The organism is Microbacterium testaceum StLB037, from assembly GCF_008763945.1.
Classification (GTDB): Bacteria; Actinomycetota; Actinomycetes; order Actinomycetales; family Microbacteriaceae; genus Microbacterium; species Microbacterium testaceum_G.
This window is the reverse complement of the sequence record NZ_VTQH01000001.1, coordinates 950,113-974,987: the sequence shown is the minus strand read 5'-3', so window position 1 is coordinate 974,987 and position 24,875 is coordinate 950,113. Positions and strand designations below refer to the sequence as shown.

Sequence of the window (24,875 nt, the reverse complement as noted above, 5' to 3'; positions counted from 1 at the left end):
CGCGATCAGATCAGCGACAGCTCGCGGAGCTTGCTCTCGACGTCGGCGTTCGACGGCTCGACGTGGTGGCTGGAATCCGGGTAGACGACCACGGGGATGCTCGTGCGGCCGGAGATCTCTTTGGCGACGTCGGCTGCGGCAGGGTCGGCAACGAGGTCGATGTACTCGTAGTCGATGCCGAGCTCGTCGAGCTGCTTCTTGGTGCGGAGGCAATCGCGACACCAGTCGGCGCCGAACATACGGATGGGTGCGTCGGAGGACATGCCTCCAGCGTACGCCGGGAGGCGCCGGGCGGCGCCGTGGCTCAGGCGGTGACTTCGTCTTCGAGGGGCTCGATGGAGCGGACGGCCTTGCCGACGCGGCTCTTCTTGGGGGCGTAGACCACGAGCGCGTGGAACACGAAGCGCACCACGAACGCGGCGATCAGGGTCAGGGCCGCGGCGATGACGCTGGGCATGTGCGCCTGGCTGACGAGAACCCAGATCACGGGGATGCGGATGATCGCCTCGACGCCGTTGAAGGTGAACGACTTGATGAAGCGGTGCCGCATGAGCCCGGACTCGGCGCGCATGTCGGCGAACACGAGATATTCGAGGGCGATGAAGTTCGCGATGATCGTCACGATGCTCGCGACGACCGCGGCGATCAGGTACTGCATCCCGAACGCCTGCAGTCCCCACATGATCGCGAGGTTGGCCAGGGCGCCGAGCCCGCCGACGACGGCGAACGCCGACATGCGCCCGAAGCGGAGCATCGTCAGCTGCAGCAGGAAGCGCATGCCCTGGCTGAACGACGCCTTCGACTCACCCGCGAAGCGGGGTGCGAACGAGAAGGGGACCTCGGCCACGCGCATCTGCTTGCGGGCGAGGATCTCGAGCAGGATCTTGAAGCCGCGCGGCTGCAGCGTCTCGATCTCGAGAGCGCGACGGTCCACGAGGAAGAACCCCGTCATCGGGTCGGTGCAGTTGGCGAGCTTGCGCGGGAACATCGCCTTGGTCAGCAGCGTCGACGCGCGCGACACGGTGGTGCGCACGGCGTTGGCGAGACCGTCCGAGGTGCCGCCGGCGACGTAGCGGGAGGCGACGACGACATCGGCATCGCCGACCTCCGCCCGGGCGAGCATGTCGGCGATGACCTCCGGCGGGTGCTGCAGGTCGCCGTCCATCACGACGCACCGGTCGGACTCCGCGGCGCGGATGCCCTCGACCACGGCCCCGCCCAGACCGCCCACCGGGTTGTCGCGGTGGATCAGACGCACCGGGATCTCGGATGCCGCAGCCACGGCCCGGATGATGTCGGGGGTGTCGTCGGTGGAGTCGTCGACGAAGATGACCTCCACCGTCCGTCCGAGCAACGCCTGCGTGGTCCGTCGGACGAGCTCGGCGACGTTCGGACCCTCGTTGAAGGTCGGAACGATGACGGAAAGGTCCATAGGTGCTCGCGTTTTCTCGGTAAGACAGAAATGAACAGCGCAGACCGGCCGACGCGTGCCCGATCTCAAAGTCTGGCGTACTTACCTGAGAGATCACGGATGCCCACCTCAGTGGGCCCTAGGACATGCCGCATGACGCGGGCATTCCCTCTCGGTATTCTCCGGTTGTCGGAGGTCAGCCGATCTCTTTCTTGAGATCGTCGACCGTCATTCCGTAGTCCACACGGATGACGGGCAGAGCGAGTTTATCGGTGCCGATGCGCACGTACCCGTGCTCGATCGTCCGGGCGAGTTCGAATCCCGCCCGGCGCACGCCCTCCTTGGTCGTGTCGTTGTAGTGACCGTAGGGGTAGGCGACGACCTCTTTCGCGCCCAGGATCTGCGCCGAGCGATCGAGATCCGCCGCGATCGTGTCGGCGTCGTCGTTGACCATCCGCCCCTTGCCGTTCGCGCCGGCGCGGTGCATGTCGTGCGTGTGCGAGCGCTGCAGGACGAAGGGATTGGGGGTGCCCTCGGTGCGCGCCGACGTGATCACGAACGAGGTGGTCAGCAGCTTCCGGTCGTTCACGATCGGGGCGGCCAGCTCGAGCCACGTGCTGTCGGCGTCGTCGTCGGTGATGACCACCGAGTGCTTCGGCAGGAAGAGCTTCCCGTCGATGAACGCGCTGAGCTCGTCCCAGGTCGGGAGGTAGAAGTCCGACTGCTGGATGTGGGCCATCTGCGCGTCGAAATCGCCGATGTAGGCATAGTTCAGCCGCAGCCAGTTGTCCTCGCCCTGCGGGTTCCGCGTGAACTGGTGGTACATCAGGATCGGGATGCCGGCGGCCTCGGCCTTATTCGCCTCGGGTGTCGTCCACCCCGCGTGGAGCGTCCGCTGCCGGTCGGTGCACGAGACGAGGTCGGCGCCGTTGCGCCGGGCGCTCTGCGTCAGGGCGGTCGCATCGGACGCCGCCTCGTACCACCCGGCGAAGACGCGGCCCTCGGCGTGGGGGATCGGTAGGTTCTGGTAGCGCGCGCCCTGCGCCTGCAGCTGCGGGTCGAGGGTGATCCCGTCGCCGGCGAACGACACCGCGCACGTGTTCGGGTCGGAGGAGGAGGCGAGCAGGGACTGGGCCGGGGTGAGGGGCGTGGGGGTCGGGGTCGGCGTCGGCGTCGGCGAGGGGGTGGCGCTCGCGGTGGTCTCGGCGACCTCGGGAGACGACGGGGGAACGCGGGTCCACGCCACCGCGGCGACACCGACGCCGATGAGCGCGACCGCGATGGCGGCGCTGATCGTGCGACGACGACGGACACGGCGAGAGGCGCGACGACGGTGCTCGGCGCGGGTGATGTTCATGGGGCCTCGGGCTTCGGGCGAGTGGATCGGCGCGATCCTATCGGCACGTTTCCCGCTCCCGTGGGACGTATCGCGCACCCCGTGACGGCGCGCCGCTTTGCGAAGATGAATCCATGACCGGCATCGGAATCATCGGCACCAGTTCCATCTCAGAGCGCTTCGCCGAGGCGGTCGCCGTCGTCGAGGGCGTCGAGGTGACGCGGGTGGCATCCCGCGACGCGGAGCGGGCGAGGGCGTTCGCCGACACGATCGGGGCACCGCACACCGCCGTCGGGCTCGCCGACCTGCTTGCCGCGGACGACGTCGACGCGGTGTACCTCGCCAGCCCCAACGCACTGCATGCGGAGCAGATACGGGAGGCGGTGGATGCCGGCATCCCGGTGTTCGTGGAGAAGCCCGCCGTGCTGTCGGCGGGGGAGTGGGATGCCGCGGTCTCGCATGCCCGCGAACGAGGTGTGGTGCTGCTCGAGGCGATGCGCTCGGGCTACGACCCCGGGCTCGAGACGGTTCGAGGTCTGCTGCCGCGTCTGGGAACGCTGCGCCGCGTCTCGTTCCGGTACGAGAAGCGTTCCGCGCGGTACGACCACGTGCTCGCGGGCGAGCAGACGAACATCTTCGACCCGGCCCTGGGCGGAAGCGCCCTGCGCGACCTCGGGGTGTACCCGCTGCACGCCCTGGTCCGGCTCTTCGGCGCCCCGCGCTCGATCGACGGCGTGCGCGTGGGCATCGCGTCGGGAACCGACGGGCTCGGCAGCGCGCTCGCGGCCTACGACGGCTTCGTCGCCGACATCGCATGGTCGAAGATCACCGACACGTCCCTGCCGAGCGAGCTCCAGGGCGAGGACGCGTCGTTGTCCATCGACGCGATCGACGCTCCCCGACGGCTGACCCTGACGCCGCGCGACGGCGAGGTCGAGGTGGTCGAGGTCGAAGCCCCGTCGAACCCGATGGTGGGCGAGGTCGAGCGATTCCGCGACGCCGTGGCCGGCGCCGACATCGCCGAGGACCAGCACCTCACGGGCCTCACTCTGACGCTCGTGGACGAGCTGCTGCGCTCTGACACGGCGTGACGATTCACCCGCCGTTTCCCCCGCGGGGGAAGGATGGGCGGGTGCAGAGGTCTGGTCGAGTGAGCGAGGTCTTCCTCGCCTTCCTACGCCTGGGCGTCACCTCGTTCGGCGGCCCGGTGGCGCACCTCGGCTACTTCCGTGACGACCTCGTCGTGCGGCGGAAGTGGATGGACGACCGCGCCTACGCCGACCTCGTCGCCCTCTGCCAGTTCCTTCCCGGCCCCGCGTCGAGCCAGGTCGGCTTCGCGATGGGGCTCCAGCGCGCCGGGATCCTGGGGGCGCTCGCCGCCTTCGTCGCCTTCACCCTGCCCTCGGCCGTCCTGCTCGTCGCGTTCGCGGGCGGAGCGTCCCTGCTCGGGGGCCCGATCGCCGCGGGCGTACTGTCGGGCCTGCAGATCGTGGCGGTGGCCATCGTCGCCCAGGCGGTGTGGGGCATGGCCCGCACCCTCACCCCCGACGCCCCGCGCGCGGGTCTCGCCGTCGCGGGTCTCGCGCTCGCGCTCCTTCTGCCGGGAGCGCCGGGCCAGCTCGGCGCGCTCGCCGTGGGCGTGCTCGGCGGGCTGCTGCTCCTCGGCGCTGCGCCGGAACCCTTCGCGCCCGCACTGCCGGCGTTCGGTGTTCCGCGCGGGGTCGCGGTGACGTGTCTCGTCCTCTTCGCCGGGGGACTCGGGGGGCTCCCGATCCTGGCTGCGGTGACCGGGTCGGCGGATGTCTCCCTCGTCGACGCTTTCTTCCGCTCGGGCGCCCTCGTGTTCGGCGGCGGACACGTCGTGCTCCCCCTGCTGCAGGCCGGCGTGGTCGAGACCGGGTGGGTGTCGCCCGAGGCCTTCCTCAGCGGGTACGGGGCGGCCCAGGCCGTGCCCGGCCCGCTCTTCACGTTCTCGGCCTACCTGGGCGCGCTGTCCTCCGTCGGCCCCGGCGGTATCGCGGGTGCGGCGCTCGCGCTCGCCGCGATCTTCGCCCCCGGATACCTCGTGCTCGTCGCGGTGCTGCCGTTCTGGGACGCCGTGCGCGACAGGCCCCGGGTGCGGGCCGCGATGCGGGGCGCGGGCGCCGCGGTCGTCGGCATCCTGGGGGCCGCCCTGTACACCCCGGTCTTCACTACGGCGGTGACCAGCGCGGGAGCGTTCCTGCTCGCCGTGGTCGGCTTCGTCCTGCTCACGGCGTTCCGCGTACCGGCGTGGGCCGTCGTGCTCGTGGGCGCCGCCGGGGGAGTGGTGCTCGCACTCACCTGAGCGGGCGCCGAGAGCCGATGCCGTCCGGGATGACACCGCGTCCCACCGATGCCAGGATGAGCGCACGGCGACGAAGCCGCCGGCGTTTTCGAGGGAGAGAACCGTGTTCCAGAGCCCGTACCCGAGCATCGAGATCCCCGACCAGAGCATCTACGACTATCTGTTCGGCTCGCTCGAAGAGTCCGACCTCGGTCGCGTCGCGCTGGTCGATCCGGCCAGCGGCGCCGAGACGACCTACGGTGCCCTGCGCGCCCAGGTCGACGCCTTCGCGGGGGCCCTCGCCGCCCGCGGTGCCGACACCGAGACGGTCGTCGCGATGCTCTGCCCGAACGTGCCCGCTTTCGCGACGGTGTTCCATGGCATCCTGCGAGCGGGCTCCATCGTGACGACCGTCAACTCCCTCTACACCGCGGGCGAGATCGAGAAACAGCTGAGGGATGCCGCGGCCACCTGGCTCGTGACCGTGACGCCGCTGCTGTCGCAGGCGCACCAGGCGGCGCAGGCCGTGGGCATTCCGGACGACCACGTGATCGTCCTCGACGGGGCGGAGGGGCACCCCGACCTCCGCTCGTTGCTCGCGGAGGGGCGCACCCCTCCCGAGGTGCGTTTCGACCCCGCCACCCACGTCGCCGTGCTGCCGTATTCGTCGGGGACCACGGGCGTTCCCAAGGGCGTCATGCTCTCGCACCGCAACCTCGTCGCGAATGTGCACCAGTGCCGGCCGGTGATCGAGATCGGTCCCGATGATCGCGTGCTCGCCGTGCTGCCCTTCTTCCACATCTACGGCATGACCGTGCTGCTGAACCTCGCTTTGCGTCAGCGGGCGACGCTCGTCACCATGCCGCGCTTCGACCTGATGGAGTTCCTGCGGATCGTGCAGGACCAACGCTGCACCTTCCTCTTCATCGCCCCGCCCATCGCCGTCGCCCTCGCGAAGCACCCGGCGGTCGATCAGTTCGACCTCTCGAGCGTCCACAGCGTGTTCTCCGGCGCGGCTCCGCTCGACGGCGAGACGGCCGAGACCGCGGGCCGGCGCATCGGCGCCCGCTTCTTCCAGGGCTACGGAATGAGCGAACTGAGCCCCGTCTCGCACGCGATCCCGGCGGACTCCGACATGCCCGTCAGCTCGGTCGGCGTGCTGCTGCCGGGGTGCGACGCCCGGCTCGTCGACCCCGAGACCGGGGCCGACCTCGAGGAGCACGGCGACGACGGGTTCACCGCCCCCGGAGAGATCTGGGTGCGCGGGCCGAACGTCATGCTCGGCTACCTGAACCGCCCCGACGCGACCGCCGAGACGCTGGATGCCGACGGCTTCCTCCACACCGGAGACATCGGCGTGCACCATGTCGACGGGTTCTTCACGATCGTCGATCGCCTCAAGGAGCTCATCAAGTACCACGGCTACCAGATCGCCCCCGCGGAGCTCGAGGCCCTGCTGCTGTCTCACCCGCAGATTCAGGATGCCGCGGTCATCGGCGTGCGCGCCGACGACGGGGAGGAGATCCCGAAGGCGTTCGTCGTGGCGGCCCCCGACTCCGGTCTGAGCGCCGCCGACGTGATGGCCTTCGTCGCCGGGGAGGTGGCGCCGCACAAGAAGGTGCGCCGGGTCGAGTTCATCGACATCATCCCGAAATCCACCTCGGGCAAGATCCTGCGCAAGGACCTGCGGGCGCGCGAGACCGCCTGAGGCGGCGCCCGCGCCGGGAAGCACGAAGGGCGGGGCGTCCGAAGACGACCCCGCCCTCCTCGCGGGCGAACCGGTGTCAGGGCGCGATCAGTGCTCCGGTCTGAGCCGCGGCCGCATCCGCGTCCTCTTCTTCCTTGTCCTTGCCTCGGCGTTCGTCGGCGGCCTCCTGGAGAGCCGACTTCGATCGCAGGGGCGGGGTGCGGAAGAACAGCGACAGCACGAAGGCGAGCAGCACCACGCCCATCGCGGTCCAGTAGACGGTCGTCGACGAGGAGTTGAAGCCGACGAGGATCGGCTTGGTCAACCGCGGGTCGGCGCCGACCAGGAACGAGGTGTCGTCGAGGGTCGAGCTGCCGACCGAGGCGTTCTCGTCCCCCGCGGCGAAGCGGTCCTCGAGGGCGGTCGCCACCGTGTCCACGTACGCGGCGCGCTCGGTCGCGTTCGAGAAGTCGAGCGTGACCGTCCCGTCCGCCGCCACTCGCGCGACGGGCACCTGCTGTTGGATCTGCGTCGCGGCGCCCTGAACGGCCCGCGTCACGGCGGCCTGCGTCGCTTGAGCCTGCGCCGAGGCGGGGATCTGCCCCGCGGCGACCTGCGCGGCGACAGCCTGGGTCGCGGCATCCGTCGCCTGCTGCACTCCCTGCTGAAGCTGCTGCGTCGTCGCCTGGGTCGCCTGGGTGACGATCGGTGCGTAGATCGTCGACATGATCTTCTCGTTCGCGGGGGCCGACGACACCGTGGGATCGAGGGCGGCGTCGAGCGCATCGGTGAGCGTGGAGCGGTCGGAGAACGAGCCGACGATGTTGGTCGGCACGAGCGTGAACAGCAGCGACAGCAGCACCGCGGTGCCCAGCGTTCCACCGATCTGGCGGAAGAACGTCGAGCCGCTCGTGGCCACGCCCATGTCGCGCAGGCCCACCGAGTTCTGGCTCGCGATGGTCAGCGTCTGCATCAGCTGACCGAGGCCCAGACCGATCACGAGCATCGCGATCGCGACGTGCCAGTAGGGGCTGTCGTACTTCAGGAAGGTCAGCAGGAAGAAGCCGACCGACATGAGCGCGGTGCCGAGGATCGGGAACATGCGGTATCGCCCGGTGCGGGCGATGATCTGTCCGCTCGTGATCGAGGCGATCATGAGGCCGAGGATCATCGGCAGCATCTCGAACCCGCTCTGCGTGGGCGTCGAGCCGAGCACGAGCTGCAGGTACAGCGGCAGGGTCAGCATCGCGCCGAACATGCCGAAGCCGACGAGCACGCCGATGATGGTGGCCATCGAGAAGGTCGGCGACCGGAAGAGCTTCAGCGGGATGAGCGCGTCGTCCTTCATCAGGGTCTCGACGATGACGAAGGCCGCGACGCCGAGGGCTCCGACGACGTAGCAGGCGATCGCGATCGGCGAGCCCCAGCCCCACTCGCGGCCCTGTTCGGCCACGAGCAGCAGCGGGACGAGCGCGACGATGACCGTGGTGGCACCCCACCAGTCGATGCGCACGGAATGGCGCGGCTGCTTCGGAATGTGCAGGAAGCGCCAGACGACACCCAGCGCGACGATGCCGATCGGCACGTTGATGAGGAAGACCCAGCGCCATCCGGTGATGAAGAGGATCTCGCTCGCGCCGGCGAACAGGCCGCCGACGAGCGGGCCGATGACGCTCGAGATGCCGAAGACGGCGAGGAAGTACCCCTGGTACTTCGCGCGCTCGCGCGGGGCGAGGATGTCGCCCATGATCGCCAACGGCATCGACATCAGGCCACCGGCGCCAAGGCCCTGGATGGCGCGGAAGGCCGCGAGCTCGACCATCGAGGTCGAGAAGCTCGCCAGCACCGACCCGATGATGAAGATCAGGATGGCGATCAGGAACAGCGGGCGCCGACCGAAGATGTCGGAGAGCTTGCCGTAGATGGGCGTCGAGATCGTCGACACGATGAGGTAGGCCGTGGTGACCCAGGCCTGCAGGCTCAGGCCCTGCAGGTCGTCGCCGATCGTGCGGATCGAGGTGCCGACGACGGTCTGGTCGAGGGCGGAGAGGAACATGCCGGCCATGAGACCGAAGATCACGAACATGATCATGCGGTGGGTCATGACCGTGTCGGTGGCGGCCGTATGGGCGCGCCGGGTGCGAGTGGTGATGTCGGACATCGGGGCCTCTTCGAGAAGGCCTGGCGGACGGCTCGGAAGCTCAGTCGGGCGCCAGGTATTTGCTGAAAGTCAACAAATAGTAGCGCTGTCCGACAGTGTCCGAAACCACTTCCGCTGTGCAGACGCTATGTGCCGGTCCGTCGGCGGCGGGTTCCGGCCGTCATGAGAACAGGGGGATGCCACGGGGACAGGGGGATTTCGCGTGGAACGGCCTGTTCTCGGCGCGCGTCCTGTTCTCGGCGCGGCGCGAGACCCCGGGCCATGAGGCGGGGGAGGGGAGGGGATGCCGACGCAGAGCGGCATCCGGGAACGAAAAAGTCCCCCATGAGTAGAAGCCTCATGAGGGACCGTGGCTCCGACGGGCGTCGATCCCGTGACCTCACGATTTTCAGTCGTGCGCTCTACCAACTGAGCTACAGAGCCGAGCGGCATGTCTGCCGCTTCCTAGACGAAGGGCCTTCTCGAAAGAAGGCCCGTCGCTGTGGAGCGACCCTGACGGGACTTGAACCCGCGACCTCCGCCGTGACAGGGCGGCACGCTAACCAACTGCGCTACAGGGCCATGCATGTTCAATTGTACTTCACCGGAAAGTGACCCCAACGGGATTCGAACCCGTGCTACCGCCGTGAAAGGGCGGCGTCCTAGGCCGCTAAACGATGGGGCCGGATGAGCCTGAAACCTCGCGATTTCATCCTCGCTTGCCGACGACCGAGCCTACTTCACAACGAGCGAGATTGCCAATTCGGGGCGTGGCGTGCTGCGCCCGCGCGTGTCGAGGGCGCAGGATGGGCCGCGACAGCGGGAACTCGCCCTGTTGTGCGTGTGACTCGTGTTGCTACTGTTAGCCGAGTTGCGACCCGGTGAGATGAGGTAGTCCCGTGACGCTCGTACCCTCTGACGAGACAGACGACTGCGGCTGCGCGCCCTCGGCGACGGAGCAGCGGCGCCTGTGGCCGACCTTCGATCGGCGCAGTGCCCTGAAGTACGGCGCCCTCGGTGCTGTCGCGCTCGGCGCTTTCGGCGCGGTGTCGACGGGCTTCGCCTCGCCCGCCATGGCCGCCGACTACCCCTCGTGGGACGACGTGCAAGCCGCCAAGGCCAACGAGGCCGCCAAGGCCGGCGAGATCTCGCGCATCCAGGGACTGATCCAGGGCCTGCAGTCCGAGGTCGCCCGCACGCAGGCCGAGGTGCAGGCCCGGTCCGACGAGTACTTCGCCGCGCAGCAGGCCTACCAGGACGCCGACTACCGCGCTCAGCTCATCCAGCAGCAGGCCGATTCGGAGGCCGCGAAGGCGACCGAGGCGGCGAGCAAGGCCGGCAAGGTCGCCGCGCAGCTGTACCGCTCCGGCGGTGACGACACCTCGCTCGACCTCTTCTTCTCGGGCTCCGCTGCGTCCGCAGACGACCTTCTCGCTCGTCTCGGCACGATGGACAAGCTGCTCGAGCGCAACAAGTCGGTGTACGCCGCGGCCGTCGCGGCGCGCGACAACGCGAAGAACCTCAGCAACCAGGCGACGGATGCCGCCGCCGAGCGCGACCGTCTGCGCAAGATCGCCGAAGACAAGATGGCCGCGGCCCAGCAGGCCGCCCAGGCGGCGCAAGAAGCCCTCGCCGCGCAGCAGGCCAACCAGGCCGTGCTCGAGGCGCAGCTGGCCGCCCTGCAGGACACCACGGCCAAGACCGTCGCCGAGTACCAGGCGGGTGTCGAGGCCGAGCGCAAGGCGCGCGAGGAGCGCGAGCGCAAGGCGCGCGAAGAAGCCGCCGCCCGTGACGCCGCCGAGCGTGCGCGTCGCGAGCAGGCAGCCCGCGACGCCCAGAACAGCGGAGGCGGCGGTGGCGGAGGCGGCGGAGGCGGCGGAGGCGGCGGCGGAGGCGGTGGCGGCGGAAGCGTCGGCGGCTCCGGCTGGGCGCGCCCCTCGTCGGCGTACACGTCGTCGGGCTACGGCCCCCGGTCCGGTCAGTGCAACTCCAGCTACTGCGCGAGCACCTGGCACCTCGGCCTCGATTTCGGCGCGAGCTGCTGGTCGCCCATCTACGCCGCGGCCGCCGGTCGCGTGACCTACGCGGGCGTCAACGGCGGGTTCGGGAACTACATTCGCATCCAGCACGATGACGGATCGGGCACGGGCTACGGCCACATCGTCAACGGCGGCATCTACGTGTCATACGGTCAGCGCGTCTCGGCCGGTGAGCAGATCGCCGCAACCGGTCAGACCGGCAACTCCTTCGGCTGCCACCTGCACTTCGAGGTCTACCCTCCCGGCGGCGGCACCACGGACCCCGCGCCCTGGCTGCGGGCCCGCGGCGTCTCGGTCTGAGCGAGCCCACGACAAAACCCCCGGTCGATGGACCGGGGGTTTTTCGTCTGCAGAAGATCAGAGGGTGTTGGGCGCCTCGCCCGAACCCTGCGTCTTGGTCTGCGCGTCGTGCTCGTCGAAGCGCGTGAACGCCTCGCCCACCAGGCGCTCGGCCTCGGCGGCATCCGCCCACTCGTCGACCTTGACCCACTTGTTAGGCTCGAGGTCCTTGTAGTGCTCGAAGAAGTGGGTGATCTCCTTCTTGGTCCACTCGTCGATGTCGCCGACGTCCTGGATGTGGTCCCACCGGGGATCCTTCGCGAGCACGGCCACGACCTTGTCGTCGCCACCGGCCTCGTCGCTCATCTTGAGCACGCCCACGGGGCGCACCTTGGCGAGGATGCCGGGGTGCAGCTCGCGATCGAGCAGGACGAGCACGTCGAGCGGGTCGCCGTCCTCGCCGAGGGTGTTCTCGAAGAAGCCGTAGTTGGCGGGGTAGCCGAACACCGTGTAGAGGATGCGGTCGAGGTAGACACGGCCGGTGCCGTGGTCGACCTCGTACTTCACGCGGCTGCCGCGGGGGATCTCGATGACGGCGTCGTACGCGCCCATACTCGTGCTCCTTAGATCTGTGGATTTCCGCGGCCCAGCCTAGTCGGGCGCGGTCGGCGGCCGATGTCGCGGCCCCGCTAGCGTGGGGGGATGAATCACCGCCCCGGACTCGACCCCTCCGTCGCCGAGGTGCGCCGAGCGGTCCGCGCCGTCCTCGAGCGCGTGGAGGGCCCCGTCGTGATCGCGCTCTCGGGCGGACCTGATTCGTTGGCGCTCGCGGCGGCGACGGCCTTCGAGTCCGCGCGAGCCGGCATCCGGGCCGAAGCCGTCGTGATCGACCACGGTCTGCAGAAGGGGTCGGATGCCGTAGCCTCCGCCGCCGCGGAGACGGCACGCGGTCTCGGTCTCGACGCCCGCGTCGTACGCGTCGAGGTGGGCGCGAGCGATGGGCCTGAGGCGGCCGCGCGGGCGGCCCGGTACGCCGGCCTGGCGGCGGCGGCGGCCGAGATCGGGGCCGACGTCGTCTTGCTCGGACACACGCTCGACGACCAGGCTGAAACCGTGCTGCTCGGTCTCGCGCGCGGGTCCGGAGGATTGAGCCTCGCCGGCATGCCCGCCGAGAGACGGGATGCCACGGGTCCGGTGTGGACGCGCCCCCTGCTGTCGGTGCGTCGGCGCACGACCGTCGCTGCCTGCACCGCGGAGGGGCTGGAGCCGTGGCACGATCCGCACAACGTCGACCCCGCGTACTCCCGCGTGCGCGTGCGCGACCGGGTGATGCCGATGCTGGAGTCCGAGCTCGGACCGGGGGTCGCCGAGGCTCTCGCCCGCACGGCCGAGCAGCTCCGAGAGGATGCCGAGGCGTTCCAGAGCATGATCGACGAGACCATCGAAGACATCGTTGAGCACGCCGAAGCGGGGATCTCGATCTCGGTCGCCGCTCTCGCCGCGAACCCCGCGGCCCTACGCAACAGGATCGTCCGCTACGTCGTCGACAGCGAGTTCGGCGTCTCGCTCTCCCGCGCGCAGACCCTCGAGGTCACGCGCCTGGCCACCGATTGGAGGGGGCAGGGGCCCATCGACCTGCCCGGATGCCTGGCCCGCCGGGTCGGCGCGCGCATCGAGGTCGTCGCGCGGACGGCATCCTGATCCGACCGATCCATCCGACCGACGTAGACTTTCCGAATGCGCGCGGCCGACATCTCCGACGACATCAGCGAAGTCCTCCTCACGGAGGAGCAGATCCACGGGAAGCTCGCGGAACTCGCGACGCAGGTGGCCGCCGACTACGAGGGACGCGACGTCGTCCTCGTGGGCGTGCTGAAGGGCGCGGTCATGGTCATGGCCGACTTCGCGCGTCACCTTCCCATCCACGTGTCGATGGACTGGATGGCCGTGTCGTCGTACGGCGCATCGACCCGCTCGAGCGGTGTCGTGCAGATCCGCAAAGACCTCGACACCGACATCACGGGCAAGCACGTGCTGATCGTCGAGGACATCATCGACTCCGGCCTCACCCTCAGCTGGTTGCTCGAGAACTTCGCCTCGCGTGGCGCGGAGTCCGTCGAGGTGCTCGCGCTGCTGCGCAAGCCCGACGCGATGAAGGTCGAGGTCGACTGCCGGTACGTCGGGTTCGACATCCCCAACGACTTCGTCATCGGGTACGGCCTCGACTACGCCGAGCGCTACCGCAACCTCCGTGACGTGGCCGTGCTGGCGCCGCACGTCTACTCCTGACCGCGCGGCGTCGTCGCGGCTGCGGGCGGGTGGCATCCGGAGCCTTGTACGCCCATGACGAACGCACAGGCCCGGCATAGTCGTCGCGCGTTAGCCTGATGCGACCGCATTTCTGCGGAGCACACGAAAGGGCTGGGCTCGCCCACCATGAATTTCAAGAAGATCACGCGAAATCCGATCATCTACGTTCTGCTGGTCGGTCTGCTTCTGGTCATCGGTTTCTCACTGATCTCCAACCTCAGCGGTGCCCGTCAGATCTCGACCAAAGAGGGCCTCGACCTGCTCAAGGGCGGCACCGTCAGCCAGGTCGTGACGAACGATCCGGATCAGCGCGTCGACCTGAAGCTGTCGCAGCCCTTCGAGGGCGCGAACGACGTGCAGTTCTACTTCAGCCAGGCCCGTGCGAACGAGGTCGCCAGCGCGATCGATGCGGCCAACCCCTCGGACGGCTTCAACGACGTCGTTCCCAAGGCCAGCTGGTTCGACAGCCTGCTCGGGCTCATGATCCCGATCCTGCTCCTGGGTCTGCTCTTCTGGTGGTTGCTCTCGAGCGCCCAGGGCGGCGGCAGCAAGGTGATGCAGTTCGGCAAGTCGCGCGCCAAGCTCGTGACCAAAGAGACGCCCACCGTCACCTTCCAGGACGTCGCCGGCTCCGACGAGGCGATCGAGGAGCTCGACGAGATCAAGGAGTTCCTCAAGGACCCGAAGAAGTTCGAAGAGGTCGGCGCCCGCATCCCGAAGGGCGTGTTGCTGTACGGCCCTCCCGGTACCGGTAAGACCCTGCTCGCCCGCGCCGTCGCCGGTGAGGCCGGGGTGCCGTTCTACTCGATCTCGGGTTCGGACTTCGTCGAGATGTTCGTCGGTGTCGGCGCGAGCCGTGTGCGCGACCTGTTCAACCAGGCCAAGGAGAGCTCCCCGGCCATCATCTTCATCGACGAGATCGACGCCGTCGGTCGCCACCGCGGCGCCGGAATGGGCGGCGGTCACGACGAGCGCGAGCAGACTCTGAACCAGATGCTCGTCGAGATGGACGGCTTCGACCCCAAGGTCAACGTCATCGTGATCGCGGCGACCAACCGCCCCGACATCCTCGACCCCGCTCTGCTGCGCCCGGGCCGCTTCGACCGCCAGATCGGCGTCGACGCTCCCGACCTCAAGGGTCGCCAGCGCATCCTCGAGGTGCACGGTCGCGGCAAGCCGCTCTCGGACTCCGTCGACCTCGAGGTCGTCGCGCGTAAGACCCCCGGGTTCACCGGTGCCGATCTCGCGAACGTGCTCAACGAGGCCGCGCTGCTGACGGCCCGCTCGAACGCGCAGCTGATCGACAACCGCGCCCTCGACGAGGCCATCGACCGCGTGATCGCGGGTCCTCAGCGTCGCACCCGCGTCATGAAGGACAAAGAGAAGCTCATCACGGCCTACCACGAGGGCGGACACGCGCTCGCGGCGGCGGCGATGAACCACACCGACCCCGTCACCAAGGTCACGATCCTCCCGCGCGGCAAGGCCCTCGGCTACACGATGGTGCTGCCGCTCGACGACAAGTACTCCGTCACCCGCAACGAGCTGCAGGACCAGCTGACCTACGCCATGGGCGGCCGCGTCGCCGAGGAGATCGTCTTCCACGACCCGACCACGGGCGCGTCGAACGACATCGAGAAGGCCACGAGCATCGCCCGGAAGATGGTCACCGAGTACGGCATGACCAACGAGGTCGGCCCGGTCAAGCTGGGCGGCTCGTCGGGCGAGGTCTTCATGGGCCGCGACATGGGCCACGGCCGCGACTTCTCGGAGCGCATCGCCGAGCGCGTCGATGCCCAGGTGCGCGCGCTCATCGAGCAGGCGCACAACGAGGCGTACCAGGTCATCAACGACAACCGCGACGTGCTCGACCGCCTCGCGCTCGCGCTGCTCGAGAAGGAGACCCTCGACCACAACGAGCTGGCCGAGATCTTCACCGACGTCAAGCGCCTGACTCCGCGCCCGCAGTGGCTGTCGTCGGGTGACCGCCCGGTGTCGTCGCAGCCGCCCGTCGAGGTGCCCCGCCGTTCGCAGCCCGCCGGCATCGCGGCATCCGCCGAGGCGGAGGCGCAGGCCGCGACGAAGGCGCAGCCCCGTCCGAGCGGACAGACGCGCCCGGCCACCGCCTGAGGCGCCGTGGCCGTCGATCGTGAACGCGTCGCCGTCCTGGTGCGAGAGCTCCTGGAGGCGATCGGGGAGGACCCCGATCGCCCCGGGCTCCGCCAGACCCCGACGCGCGTCGCCGACTCCTGGGCCGAGTTCTTCGCAGGAGTGAAGCAGGATGCCGCGGCCCCGCTGCAGCACACCATCTCGGTCTCGCGCGGGCCGGCGCCCGACACCCTCCCCTCCGGGGCCGTGATGCTGCGGGACATCGCCTTCCGGTCGATGTGCGAACACCACCTGCTGCCGTTCCGCGGGCGTGCGCATGTGGCGTACCTCCCGGGCGAAGAGGTCGTGGGCCTCGGCGCCCTTCCGCGGGTGATCGACATCCTCGCCGCGCGTCCGCAGGTGCAGGAGCGCCTCGGCGAGCAGATCGCCGATGTCATCGCCACGTCGCTCGACGCGCGCGGGGTGCTCGTGGTGCTCGACGCCGTGCACGAGTGCGTCACGATGCGCGGGGGGCGGCAGCTCGACGCCTCGACCGTGACGATCGCCGCCCGCGGCGTCTACGGCGACCCGGTCGCGCGTGCCGAGCTCGTGGCCTTGATCGGGGCGCGCGCGTGACCCTCATCATGGGGATCGTCAACGTCACGCCCGACTCGTTCAGCGACGGCGGGCGCTACCTCGACCCCGACGTGGCCCTCGCCCACGCCCGCCTCCTGCGCGAGCAGGGCGCCGAGATCCTCGACGTCGGCGGGGAGTCCACCCGGCCCGGCGCGGAGCGGGTGGCGCCGCGCGTCGAGCAGCGGAGAGTGCTGCCGGTCGTCGAGGCGCTGGCATCCGAGGGCTCGTTCGTGAGCATCGACACCATGAACGCCGCCACGGCGGTCGCCGCGGTGCGGGCGGGCGCGCGGCTCGTGAACGATGTCTCCGGCGGGCTCGCCGACCCCGACATGCTCGCGGCCGTGGCCGAGACCGACGCCGACCTCGCCCTCGGCCACTGGCGCGGGCCGTCGACCGAGATGTACGCCCGGGCGGACTACGTCGACCTCGCGCGCGAGGTTTCGGCCGAGCTCGCCGAGCGGGTCGAATCGGCCGTCTCCGCGGGGTTCGAGCGGTCACGCCTGATCATCGACCCCGGCATCGGCTTCGGCAAACGCGGGGCGCAGAACTGGCAGACGCTGCGCGCGCTGCCCGAGTTCGTCGAGCTCGGGCTGCGTGTGCTCGTGGGGACGAGTCGGAAACGGTTCCTCGGCGAGGTGATCGGCGAGGACGCCGACCTCGCCCGGCGCGACCTCGCCACCGCTGTCACGAGCGCCCTGTCCGCGCGCTCCGGCGCGTGGGCCGTCCGCGTGCACGATGTACCGACCACCCGCGACGCGCTCGCCGTCGCCCGCGCTTGGGAGGCCTGATGGATGCCGATCGGATCACGCTGACGGGGGTGCGGGCCGTGGGGTACCACGGGGTCTACCCCGACGAGAAGCGCGACGGGCAGGAGTTCGTGGTCGACGCGACGCTGTCGCTGTCGCTGCGGCGCGCCGCCGAGACCGACGACGTCGTCGACACGGTCCACTACGGCGAACTCGCCGAGCGCCTCGTCGAGATCGTCGAGGGCGACCCGGTCGATCTGCTCGAGACGCTGGCGCAGCGGTTGGCGGACGCGGTCCTCGCCGACGGTCGCGTCGACGCCGTCACCATCACGGTGCACAAGCCGCAGGCGCCGATCACCGTCCCGTTCGGCGATGTGGCCGTGACGATCTCGAGGTCGCGTTCGTGAACGTGCGGTTGGCGCACGGCCTCGACGCCGCCCCGCGTTCCGCGCCCGTGCACGCCGTCGTGGCGCTGGGGGCCAACCTCGGTGATCGGCACGAGACGCTGGCCGCGGCGGTCGACGAGCTGCGGCGTCTGTCTCTCACGGAAGACGTCCGCGTGTCCGCCCCGATCGAGACCGTCGCCGTGACGCTCGACGGCGAGGACGAGGACGCGCCCCGCTACCTCAACGCCGTCGCGCTGCTCGAGACGCGGCTCGCTCCCGGGGAGCTGCTCGCGTCGCTGCATCGGATCGAAGCGCGGCACGGCCGTGTGCGCCGCGAGCGCTGGGGCGATCGGACCCTCGATCTCGACCTGATCGCCTATGGCGACGAGATCATCACGCGAGACGACCTCGTCGTCCCGCATCCCCGCGCGCACGAGAGGGAGTTCGTGCTCGCGCCGTGGCTGTCGGTCGACCCGGGGGCCGAGATCCCGGGTCGGGGCCGGGTCGCCGACCTGCTCGCCCGACTGAGGGAGGGGGCCGCGTGAAGCGCACGGGAGCCGGCATCCTGTCGATCGCCGTCATCGTGGGGCTCGTGCTCGGGTTCCTGCTCGACTCCTCGCTCACCGCGATGGGGCGGGCGACCTTCGCGCCGGCCGCGAGCCTGCCGACGATCCTCGCGCTGCTCGGCGCGATCATCGTGGTGCTCGCGGTTCCGATCTTCCGCGCGACGCGCGGCCGGAGCCCGCGGCGGATCGACCCGTTCCGGGCCCTGCGCATCGCCATGCTGGCGAAGGCGTCGTCGATCCTCGGCGCGGCAGCGGCGGGATTCGCGGGCGGTCTGCTGGCCTTCCTGGTGAGCCGGCCGGTAGTGCCCTCGATAGGCTCGATGGGAACGATCATCGCGACGCTCGTGTGCGCTGTCATCCTCGTCGTCGCGGGGCTCGTGGCCGAGCAGCTCTGCACCATCCGGAAGGACGACGATGACGACGCCCCAGGGAACACCCCCGCAGGACCCGTCGGGGTCTGACGACCCGGGCGACGCGGGCGGGCAGCGGGCGGACGACCACGCCGTCCTCGGCGAACGGACCTACGACCGCGTCCTCGAGGCGCGTTCCCCGCGCCGCCTGCCTCTGGGCGATGGAACCTGGTACCAGCTCGCTCGCGCCTACGTCCGGGTTCAGCTGATCTCGCAGGGCGCGGTGTTCGTGCTCGTGCTGGCCGCCGCGATCGTCGCCCAGGCGATCACGGGCGTGCAGTGGCAGTGGATCCCCGCGGGGGTCATCCTGCTCGTCGTCGCCGTTGGTCTCGTCATCACACCCCGCCAAGCCCGGTCCTTCGGGTATCAGCTGCGTCGGGACGATCTGGTCTTCCGCCGCGGGATCCTCTGGCAGCGAGTCGTGGCCGTGCCGTACGGGCGCATGCAGCTCGTCGACATCACCCACGGTCCCCTCGACCGCGGCTTCGGCATCGCGCAGCTCAAGCTCGTGACCGCCGCGGCCTCGACGGGCGTGACGATCCCCGGACTTACGCAGGAGGCGGCCGAGCACCTGCGCGACACGCTCGTCGCCGTGGCCGAGACCCGTCGGACCGGGCTGTGACCGACACGGACCCCGCCGGCGAGCCCGGAGACGCGCCGCTTCGCGCGCGCCCGGTCGTCCGCTCGCCGTACAGCGACGGCGAGTGGCACCGCCTCCACCCGCTGACGCCGCTCCTGCGCGGCGGGCTGACCTTGCTCGTGATCATCGGGGTGATCGTGGCGAACCTGCGGGAACGTCTCGTCGAGTGGGTCTTCCCCGTCTTCAGCGAGCTGCCCCCGGGAGAGCTTCCCCCGGACCCCGTCGACTTCCTCCTCGCGAACAACCTCATCCTGCTCGCCGGCGGGGCGGCGCTCGTCGTGCTCGTCGTGCTGCTCGTGTTGTTCCGGTTGTCGTGGCGCTTCCACACCCTGCGCATCGGTGAGGACGACGTCGAGGTGCGCTCCGGCGTGCTGTTCCGCACGCATCGCCGGGCTCCTCTCGACCGCGTGCAGGGGGTCAACCTGACGCGGCCGATGGTCGCGCGCCTGCTGGGGCTCGCCAAGCTCGAGGTGGTCGGAGCGGGCCTGGATGCCAACGTCAAGCTCGAATACCTGTCCGGGAAGGATGCCGAGGCCATCCGCGGCGACATCCTGCGGCTGGCATCCGGTCGCCGTCTCGCGGAGGGCCGGGTGGAGCCGGGCGTGCGCGCCTCGCTCGCCCGTCAGGCAGCGGACGCGGTCGGCTCGGGCCTGCAGGGCCTCGTGGACGGCGAGGACCTCTCCGACGCCGAGCCCGAGAGCATCGTGCGCATCCCGTTCGGCCGGCTCGTGGCATCCCGTGTCCTGAGCGGATCGAGCCTGGTCCTCGTCGCCTTCGTCGCGGGGATCGTCGTCGCGGCGTCGCTGTCGACGCTCTGGCTGCTGTTCACGGTCGTCCCGATGTTCCTCGCCTTCGGCGCGTACTACGTGCGGTCGATCGCCCAGGGGCTGCGCTATTCCATCGCTCCGACCGTGGACGGGGTCCGGGTGACGTTCGGACTGTTCACGACCGTGTCGGAGGTCGTGCCGCCGGGTCGCGTGCACGCGATCGAGGTGCGCCAACCCCTCATGTGGCGGCCCTTCGGCTGGTGGACGATCTCGGTGAACCGCCTGTCGGGACGGTCCTCGACCGACACCAGCAACGACCAGCTCGCCGCGGTGCTTCCGATCGGAACGCGCGCCGACGTCGAACGCGTCCTGCGCATCCTCGCCCCCGGGCTGTCGGCCGAGGAATGGACACTCGTGTTCCGCGACGGCATCCTGGGTCCGGTGGACGATGATCCCTACGTGACGACCCCGAGGCGGGCTCGATGGTTGCGGCCGCTCTCCTGGCGCCGCAACGGCGCGCTGCTCACCGCCGACGCCCTGCTGCTGCGCCGCGGATGGGTGTGGCGCTCCCTGAGCGTCGTCCCCCTCGCGCGACTGCAGTCGATCGGGCTGCGTCAGGGGCCCGTGGCCCGGGCCACGGGAACGGCCGGTCTCGTCGCCCACGTGATCGCCGGCAACGTCCAGACCTCGCTGGGCGTTCTCGACCGCGACGACGCCCTCGACCTCTTCGAGCGGACGGCGCGCGCCGGTGTCGACGCGGCGGCGATCGACCGCACCCATCGGTGGGCCGGATGAGCGGCGAGCGTGACGGGCGCCTCGGTGTCGGGGTTATCGGGGCCGGACGCGTCGGCCCGGTGATCGCTGCGGCTCTCGCGGGCGCGGGCCATGCACTGACAGGCATCACGTCGGGTTCCGACGATGATCGCGTCGAGGCGATCCTGCCGGGGCTGCCCGTGCTCACCGCCGACGAGGTCGTTCGACGCAGCGAGCTCGTGGTCGTCGCGGTGCCGCACGACCAGCTCCCCGGGCTCGTCTCCGGCCTCGCCGAGGTCGGCTCCTGGCAGCCCGGCCAGCTGGTGCTGCACACCGACCCCGCATACGGTGCGCGCGTCTTGGAACCGGCGGCCCGACGGGGCGCGATCCCTCTCGCCATCCACCCCGCGATGGCGTTCACGGGAGTCTCGTCGATCGACCTGCGGCAGCTGGCCCAGTCGTACGCCGCCGTGACCGCCCCCGCGCCGGTGCTGCCCATCGCGCAGGCGCTCGCGGTCGAGCTCGGGTGCGAGCCCCTGGTGATCGCGGAGGACGACCGCGCAATGTACGCCGAGGCCATCTCGACGGCGACGGAGTTCTCGCGCTCGATCGTTCGGCAATCGTCCGCTCTGCTGGAGCGCGTCGGCATCGAGAATCCGGGTGCGTACCTCTCGGCGCTCGTGCGATCGAGCGTCGACCAGGCGCTGGTCGAGGGCGGGCGCCGCAGCGAGCTCGACGGCCCCGCTACGATCGACGGATGATCCGCACCCTGCAGGATCTGCGCACCCGACTCGGGGAGATCCGAGGCGCAGATCGTTCGGACGCCGGCCCGCGCGTCGCCCTGGTCTCGACCCTGGGCGCCCTGCACGACGGCCACGTCGACCTCATCCGTGAGGCCCGCGACCGCGCCGACACGGTGGTGGTGTCGACCTTCGTCAATCCGCTGCGCTTCCGCACGCCGGACGACACCGCCGCCTATCCCCGCTCGCCCGAGGCCGATGCGCGCGTGCTCGCCGATCTCGGTGTGGACGTCGTCTTCGCTCCCACGGCCGAGGAGTTCCTTCCCGCGGGAACGGCCACCACGCGCGTCTCGGCGGGGGATATCGGTCTGCGCTACGAGGGGCGGGTGCGTCCGTTCTATTTCGACGGGGTGCTCACCGTCGAGGCGAAGCTCTTCCACCTGGTGCGACCGGACGTCGCGGTGTACGGCGAGCGCGACCTCCAGCGCATCTTCCTCGTGCGCCGCATGGTGCGCGACCTCGACTTCGCCATCGACGTGGCGACCGTTCCGACCGTGCGTACCGACGACGGCCTTCCCGTGTCGAGCCGGGTCGCCCTGCTCGACGGCGCCGACCGCCGCGCGGCGGGGGCGCTGCCGCGAGCGCTCGAGGCCGCGGCCTCCAACGCCGATCTGGGTGTCGACGCGTGCATCGCGGCGGCCCAGTCGGCGCTCATGGGCGAGCCGCGCATCACGCTCGAGTACCTGAGCGTGGTCGACCCCGAGACCTTCCTGCCCGTCGACGACGGACACCGGGGCCGCGCCTTCGCGCTCATCGCCGCCACCGTCGGGGGCCACCGCTTCATCGACAACGCGGAGATCTCGTTGCGCTGAGCCGGGGCGACCCGGCTGCGGCCACGGGGTCGCGGAGGACGGCGAATAGACTGGAGGAGACCCCGAGGAGCCTCCCTGATGACCGACGCGCCCGCGAACGACGCCGCCGAACCGACCGAAGACGAGGTCTTCGAACAGAAGGCGGTACGCCTGGCCAAGCGCGAGCGCCTGCTCGCGGATCGCTCCGACGCCGCGGGCGGCCCGTATCCGGTGTCCGTGCCGGTCACGACCACCATCCCCGAGCTGCGTGCTCGTTTCGGCGACCTCGAGGCCGGCGCCGAGACCGGCGAGACGGCGGGCGTCGCCGGTCGGGTGGTTTTCAGCCGCAACACGGGCAAGCTCTGCTTCGCCTCGCTGCAGTCCGGCGACGGCAGCCGCATCCAGGCGATGGTCTCGCTGGCGAGCGTGGGCGAGGAGTCGCTGCAGACGTGGAAGGAGCTCGTCGACCTGGGCGACCACGTCTTCGTCTCGGGTGAGGTCATCTCGAGCCGGCGCGGCGAGCTGTCGATCATGGTGTCCGAGTGGTCGATCGCGGCCAAGGCGGTGCTGCCGCTGCCCAACCTCCACACCGAGCTCAGCGAGGAGAGCCGCGTCCGCAGCCGCTTCCTCGACCTCATCGTGCGCGACCGGGCGCGAGAGACCGTGCTCGCCCGGGCCAAGGTGAACGCGAGCCTGCGACGCACGTTCACCGAGCGCGATTTCGTCGAGGTCGAGACCCCGATGCTCCAGGTGCAGCACGGCGGGGCGAGCGCTCGCCCCTTCACGACGCACTCGAACGCCTTCGACACGGAGCTCTTCCTGCGCATCGCCCCCGAGCTGTACCTGAAGCGCGCCGTGGTCGGCGGGATCGACCGCGTGTACGAGATCAACCGCAACTTCCGCAACGAGGGCGCGGACACCACGCACAGCCCCGAGTTCGCGATGCTCGAGGCCTACCAGGCCTACACCGACTACAACGGGATCGCCGATCTCACGCAGACGCTGATCCAGAACGCCGCCGTCGCGGTGGCCGGATCGACGACGGTCACGTGGGCCGACGGCACCGAGTACGACCTGGGCGGCGAGTGGGACCGCATCTCGATGTACGACTCGCTGTCTGCGGCATCGGGCCGGACCATCACCCCCGAGACACCGCTCGACGACCTGCGGGCACTCGGAGCCGAGGCCGGGGTCGACGCCCCTCCGCACGAGACCCATGGCAAATGGGTCGAGGAGCTGTGGGAGCACTTCGTCAAGAGCGGCCTGACACGTCCCACGTTCGTCATGGACTTCCCCGTGGACACCAGCCCTCTCGTGCGCGAGCACCGCTCGATCGCCGGCGTGGTCGAGAAGTGGGATCTCTACGTGCGGGGTTTCGAGCTCGCGACCGGCTACTCCGAGCTGGTCGACCCGGTCATCCAACGTCATCGCTTCACCGAGCAGGCGAAACTCGCCGCCCGGGGCGACGTCGAGGCCATGCCCATCGACGAGGAGTTCCTGCGCGCCCTCGAGCACGGCATGCCCCCCACCGGCGGCATGGGCATGGGCATCGACCGTCTGCTGATGGCGATCACCGGCCTGGGAATTCGGGAGACGATCCTGTTCCCGCTCGTGAAGTAGGGCGATCGAACACCCAGTCGGGGAGCCGACCGGCGTCGATGACGTCGAGCACGATCGCGCTCAGACCGTGGTTCGCGTCGATCTCGAGGGCCGCTTCGGCGTAGGCGGCGGCGTGAGAGGATCGTCCGCCCGCCCAGGCGAGCCACGCGCACGCTGACAGCGCGCCCGGGCGACGATCTCGAGGCACGGCCGCGGCGACGTGACGGCAGAGCTCGAGGGCGCGGCGCAGGCGGTCGGGGTCGGGCTGCGCTCCCTCTCCCCACATCGGTCGGGCGAGGTCCTCGGGAAACGGCTTCCCGCGGTGGAACGCCGTCTGCGCGTGTAGCACGGCATCGCCGGTGACGAGGTCGGCCACCCACTGCATCAGCGCCACGTCGCGCAGCGCGGGTCGGGCGAGACAGAACCCGACGGAGGCGAGCTGCGCGGCGTCGAGATCGGACGGCGCCGAGGCCAGGGCGTCCTCGAGCAGGACGGGCGGATCCGCCATCGCCGCGGCGGCGGCATCGGCGGCAGCCGCGCGCTTCAGCTGGGGGAGCGGACGCCGCTCGTGAGCGCCGCCGAGGACGCGCTCGATCTTCTGCAACGACCTCGCCACGCGCAGCGACGTATCGGCGTCGATGATCGGCAGTTGCGCAGCCGCGAACTGGTCGTCGGCGAGCGTGAAGGCGGGGTCGTCCGGTGCGGACTCGCTGATCTGGCTCAGCGCATGCGGCATCGACGACGAGGGGGACAGATAGCTGTCCCACCCGTCCGCACCCACGACGAGGGCGTCGACGACCCGGAGCCCGCAGATGTCCGCACGGGCGATGGCCGCGTCGACCAGGGGGCGGTGCGGGAGGGCCGGCAGGTCGGCGAGAACGTCGTCGGTGTAGACGACGATCGCCACGGCATCCGTCCGTGTGACCTTGCAGGCCATGCCGATCACGGTCGAGGCGATGCTCTCGTGCGAGGTGGACTCGTCAGCGGGCGGAAGATCGACGCGCATCGCCCCGAGCGACCGGGTTTCAGCGAAGGGCACGAGCACGAGGCTCCTGCGCGGGGTGCATTCGAGCAGTCTCGGGACGAGGGCGAGGAACGCGGCGGACGAGGTGACGGAGACGACGGTGGGAGTCATGGCATGAGCGTCGCGGAGGGGGCGCATCTCCCGCGGCGCCGGATAGCTCGA

General features: G+C 70.2%; 23 protein-coding genes and 3 tRNA genes. 17 read left to right on the top strand and 9 right to left on the bottom strand.

Features of this window, described 5'->3' with window-relative positions:
- Positions 1-5 precede the first annotated feature (5 nt).
- The 3 genes from F9B98_RS04575 to F9B98_RS04565 form a co-directional block, all read right to left on the bottom strand.
- Positions 6-263 carry a glutaredoxin family protein gene (locus F9B98_RS04575; RefSeq protein WP_150953456.1) on the bottom strand — a complete coding sequence of 86 codons (258 nt, stop codon included), beginning with the start codon at positions 261-263 and terminating at the stop codon, positions 6-8.
- Positions 264-304: 41 nt separating this feature from the next.
- Positions 305-1,432, bottom strand: coding sequence for a glycosyltransferase (locus tag F9B98_RS04570; RefSeq protein ID WP_150953453.1), 1,128 nt, complete (start codon positions 1,430-1,432; stop codon positions 305-307).
- Positions 1,433-1,607: 175 nt separating this feature from the next.
- Complete coding sequence (locus F9B98_RS04565; RefSeq protein WP_150953448.1) at positions 1,608-2,768, bottom strand: polysaccharide deacetylase family protein; 1,161 nt, start codon at positions 2,766-2,768, stop codon at positions 1,608-1,610.
- Positions 2,769-2,881: 113 nt separating this feature from the next.
- Between F9B98_RS04565 and F9B98_RS04560 the strand changes: the two genes are divergently transcribed.
- The 3 genes from F9B98_RS04560 to F9B98_RS04550 all read left to right on the top strand — a co-directional run bounded on the left by F9B98_RS04560 (position 2,882) and on the right by F9B98_RS04550 (position 6,760).
- Positions 2,882-3,838, top strand: coding sequence for a Gfo/Idh/MocA family protein (locus tag F9B98_RS04560; RefSeq protein ID WP_150953445.1), 957 nt, complete (start codon positions 2,882-2,884; stop codon positions 3,836-3,838).
- A gap of 59 nt (positions 3,839-3,897) precedes the next feature.
- Complete coding sequence (chrA, locus tag F9B98_RS04555; protein ID WP_225310217.1) at positions 3,898-5,073, top strand: chromate efflux transporter; 1,176 nt, start codon at positions 3,898-3,900, stop codon at positions 5,071-5,073.
- A 103-nt stretch (positions 5,074-5,176) separates the two neighbouring features.
- Positions 5,177-6,760 carry an AMP-binding protein gene (locus F9B98_RS04550; protein WP_150953439.1) on the top strand — a complete coding sequence of 528 codons (1,584 nt, stop codon included), beginning with the start codon at positions 5,177-5,179 and terminating at the stop codon, positions 6,758-6,760.
- 76 nt (positions 6,761-6,836) lie between these two features.
- Here F9B98_RS04550 and F9B98_RS04545 read toward each other — a convergent pair whose 3' ends face one another.
- The 4 genes from F9B98_RS04545 to F9B98_RS04530 form a co-directional block, all read right to left on the bottom strand.
- Complete coding sequence (locus F9B98_RS04545) at positions 6,837-8,900, bottom strand: MDR family MFS transporter (protein WP_191966666.1); 2,064 nt, start codon at positions 8,898-8,900, stop codon at positions 6,837-6,839.
- A 350-nt stretch (positions 8,901-9,250) separates the two neighbouring features.
- A tRNA-Phe gene (locus F9B98_RS04540) sits at positions 9,251-9,323 on the bottom strand.
- Positions 9,324-9,387: 64 nt separating this feature from the next.
- A tRNA-Asp gene (locus F9B98_RS04535) sits at positions 9,388-9,461 on the bottom strand.
- Positions 9,462-9,491: 30 nt separating this feature from the next.
- Positions 9,492-9,564 (bottom strand) — tRNA-Glu (locus tag F9B98_RS04530).
- Between the two features lie 214 nt (positions 9,565-9,778).
- Between F9B98_RS04530 and F9B98_RS04525 the strand changes: the two genes are divergently transcribed.
- Complete coding sequence (locus F9B98_RS04525) at positions 9,779-11,218, top strand: M23 family metallopeptidase (protein ID WP_150953436.1); 1,440 nt, start codon at positions 9,779-9,781, stop codon at positions 11,216-11,218.
- Between the two features lie 57 nt (positions 11,219-11,275).
- Here the strand turns inward: F9B98_RS04525 and F9B98_RS04520 are convergent, their stop codons facing one another.
- Positions 11,276-11,809, bottom strand: coding sequence for an inorganic diphosphatase (locus tag F9B98_RS04520; protein ID WP_013584174.1), 534 nt, complete (start codon positions 11,807-11,809; stop codon positions 11,276-11,278).
- A gap of 90 nt (positions 11,810-11,899) precedes the next feature.
- Between F9B98_RS04520 and tilS the strand changes: the two genes are divergently transcribed.
- The 13 genes from tilS to lysS all read left to right on the top strand — a co-directional run bounded on the left by tilS (position 11,900) and on the right by lysS (position 23,710).
- Positions 11,900-12,898 carry a tRNA lysidine(34) synthetase TilS gene (gene tilS, locus F9B98_RS04515; RefSeq protein WP_150953433.1) on the top strand — a complete coding sequence of 333 codons (999 nt, stop codon included), beginning with the start codon at positions 11,900-11,902 and terminating at the stop codon, positions 12,896-12,898.
- Between the two features lie 36 nt (positions 12,899-12,934).
- A complete protein-coding gene (gene hpt / locus F9B98_RS04510) occupies positions 12,935-13,486 on the top strand; it encodes a hypoxanthine phosphoribosyltransferase (protein WP_150953429.1) in 552 nt (183 codons plus the stop codon).
- Positions 13,487-13,633: 147 nt separating this feature from the next.
- Positions 13,634-15,637 carry an ATP-dependent zinc metalloprotease FtsH gene (ftsH, locus tag F9B98_RS04505; protein WP_150953426.1) on the top strand — a complete coding sequence of 668 codons (2,004 nt, stop codon included), beginning with the start codon at positions 13,634-13,636 and terminating at the stop codon, positions 15,635-15,637.
- Between the two features lie 6 nt (positions 15,638-15,643).
- Positions 15,644-16,231 (top strand): GTP cyclohydrolase I, encoded by a 588-nt coding sequence (gene folE, locus F9B98_RS04500; RefSeq protein ID WP_150953424.1) that lies wholly within the window; start codon positions 15,644-15,646, stop codon positions 16,229-16,231.
- Positions 16,228-17,019, top strand: a complete 792-nt coding sequence (gene folP, locus F9B98_RS04495) for a dihydropteroate synthase (protein ID WP_150953421.1) — start codon at positions 16,228-16,230, stop codon at positions 17,017-17,019. The genes folE and folP overlap by 4 nt, the downstream gene beginning before the upstream one ends.
- Positions 17,019-17,384, top strand: coding sequence for a dihydroneopterin aldolase (gene folB / locus F9B98_RS04490; protein WP_150953417.1), 366 nt, complete (start codon positions 17,019-17,021; stop codon positions 17,382-17,384). Before folP ends, folB begins: the two co-directional genes overlap by 1 nt.
- Positions 17,381-17,908: a 2-amino-4-hydroxy-6-hydroxymethyldihydropteridine diphosphokinase gene (folK, locus tag F9B98_RS04485; RefSeq protein ID WP_150953414.1), complete on the top strand. Its 528-nt coding sequence runs from the start codon at positions 17,381-17,383 to the stop codon at positions 17,906-17,908. Before folB ends, folK begins: the two co-directional genes overlap by 4 nt.
- Entirely contained in the window at positions 17,905-18,390 is a 486-nt protein-coding gene (locus tag F9B98_RS04480) for a DUF3180 domain-containing protein (RefSeq protein WP_150953411.1), read from the top strand. The genes folK and F9B98_RS04480 overlap by 4 nt, the downstream gene beginning before the upstream one ends.
- Positions 18,344-18,961 (top strand): PH domain-containing protein, encoded by a 618-nt coding sequence (locus F9B98_RS04475; RefSeq protein WP_150953406.1) that lies wholly within the window; start codon positions 18,344-18,346, stop codon positions 18,959-18,961. Before F9B98_RS04480 ends, F9B98_RS04475 begins: the two co-directional genes overlap by 47 nt.
- On the top strand, positions 18,958-20,541 hold the full coding sequence (locus F9B98_RS04470; RefSeq protein ID WP_150953403.1) for a PH domain-containing protein: 1,584 nt from the start codon (positions 18,958-18,960) through the stop codon (positions 20,539-20,541). Before F9B98_RS04475 ends, F9B98_RS04470 begins: the two co-directional genes overlap by 4 nt.
- Positions 20,538-21,260 carry a DUF2520 domain-containing protein gene (locus F9B98_RS04465; RefSeq protein ID WP_150953400.1) on the top strand — a complete coding sequence of 241 codons (723 nt, stop codon included), beginning with the start codon at positions 20,538-20,540 and terminating at the stop codon, positions 21,258-21,260. Before F9B98_RS04470 ends, F9B98_RS04465 begins: the two co-directional genes overlap by 4 nt.
- A complete protein-coding gene (gene panC / locus F9B98_RS04460) occupies positions 21,257-22,111 on the top strand; it encodes a pantoate--beta-alanine ligase (RefSeq protein ID WP_150953397.1) in 855 nt (284 codons plus the stop codon). Before F9B98_RS04465 ends, panC begins: the two co-directional genes overlap by 4 nt.
- A 78-nt stretch (positions 22,112-22,189) precedes the next feature.
- Positions 22,190-23,710: a lysine--tRNA ligase gene (lysS, locus tag F9B98_RS04455; RefSeq protein WP_150953394.1), complete on the top strand. Its 1,521-nt coding sequence runs from the start codon at positions 22,190-22,192 to the stop codon at positions 23,708-23,710.
- Here the strand turns inward: lysS and F9B98_RS04450 are convergent.
- Positions 23,661-24,824, bottom strand: a complete 1,164-nt coding sequence (locus F9B98_RS04450; RefSeq protein WP_191966665.1) for a DUF4192 family protein — start codon at positions 24,822-24,824, stop codon at positions 23,661-23,663. The two genes, lysS and F9B98_RS04450, sit on opposite strands and share 50 nt — an antisense overlap.
- Positions 24,825-24,875: the final 51 nt, after the last annotated feature.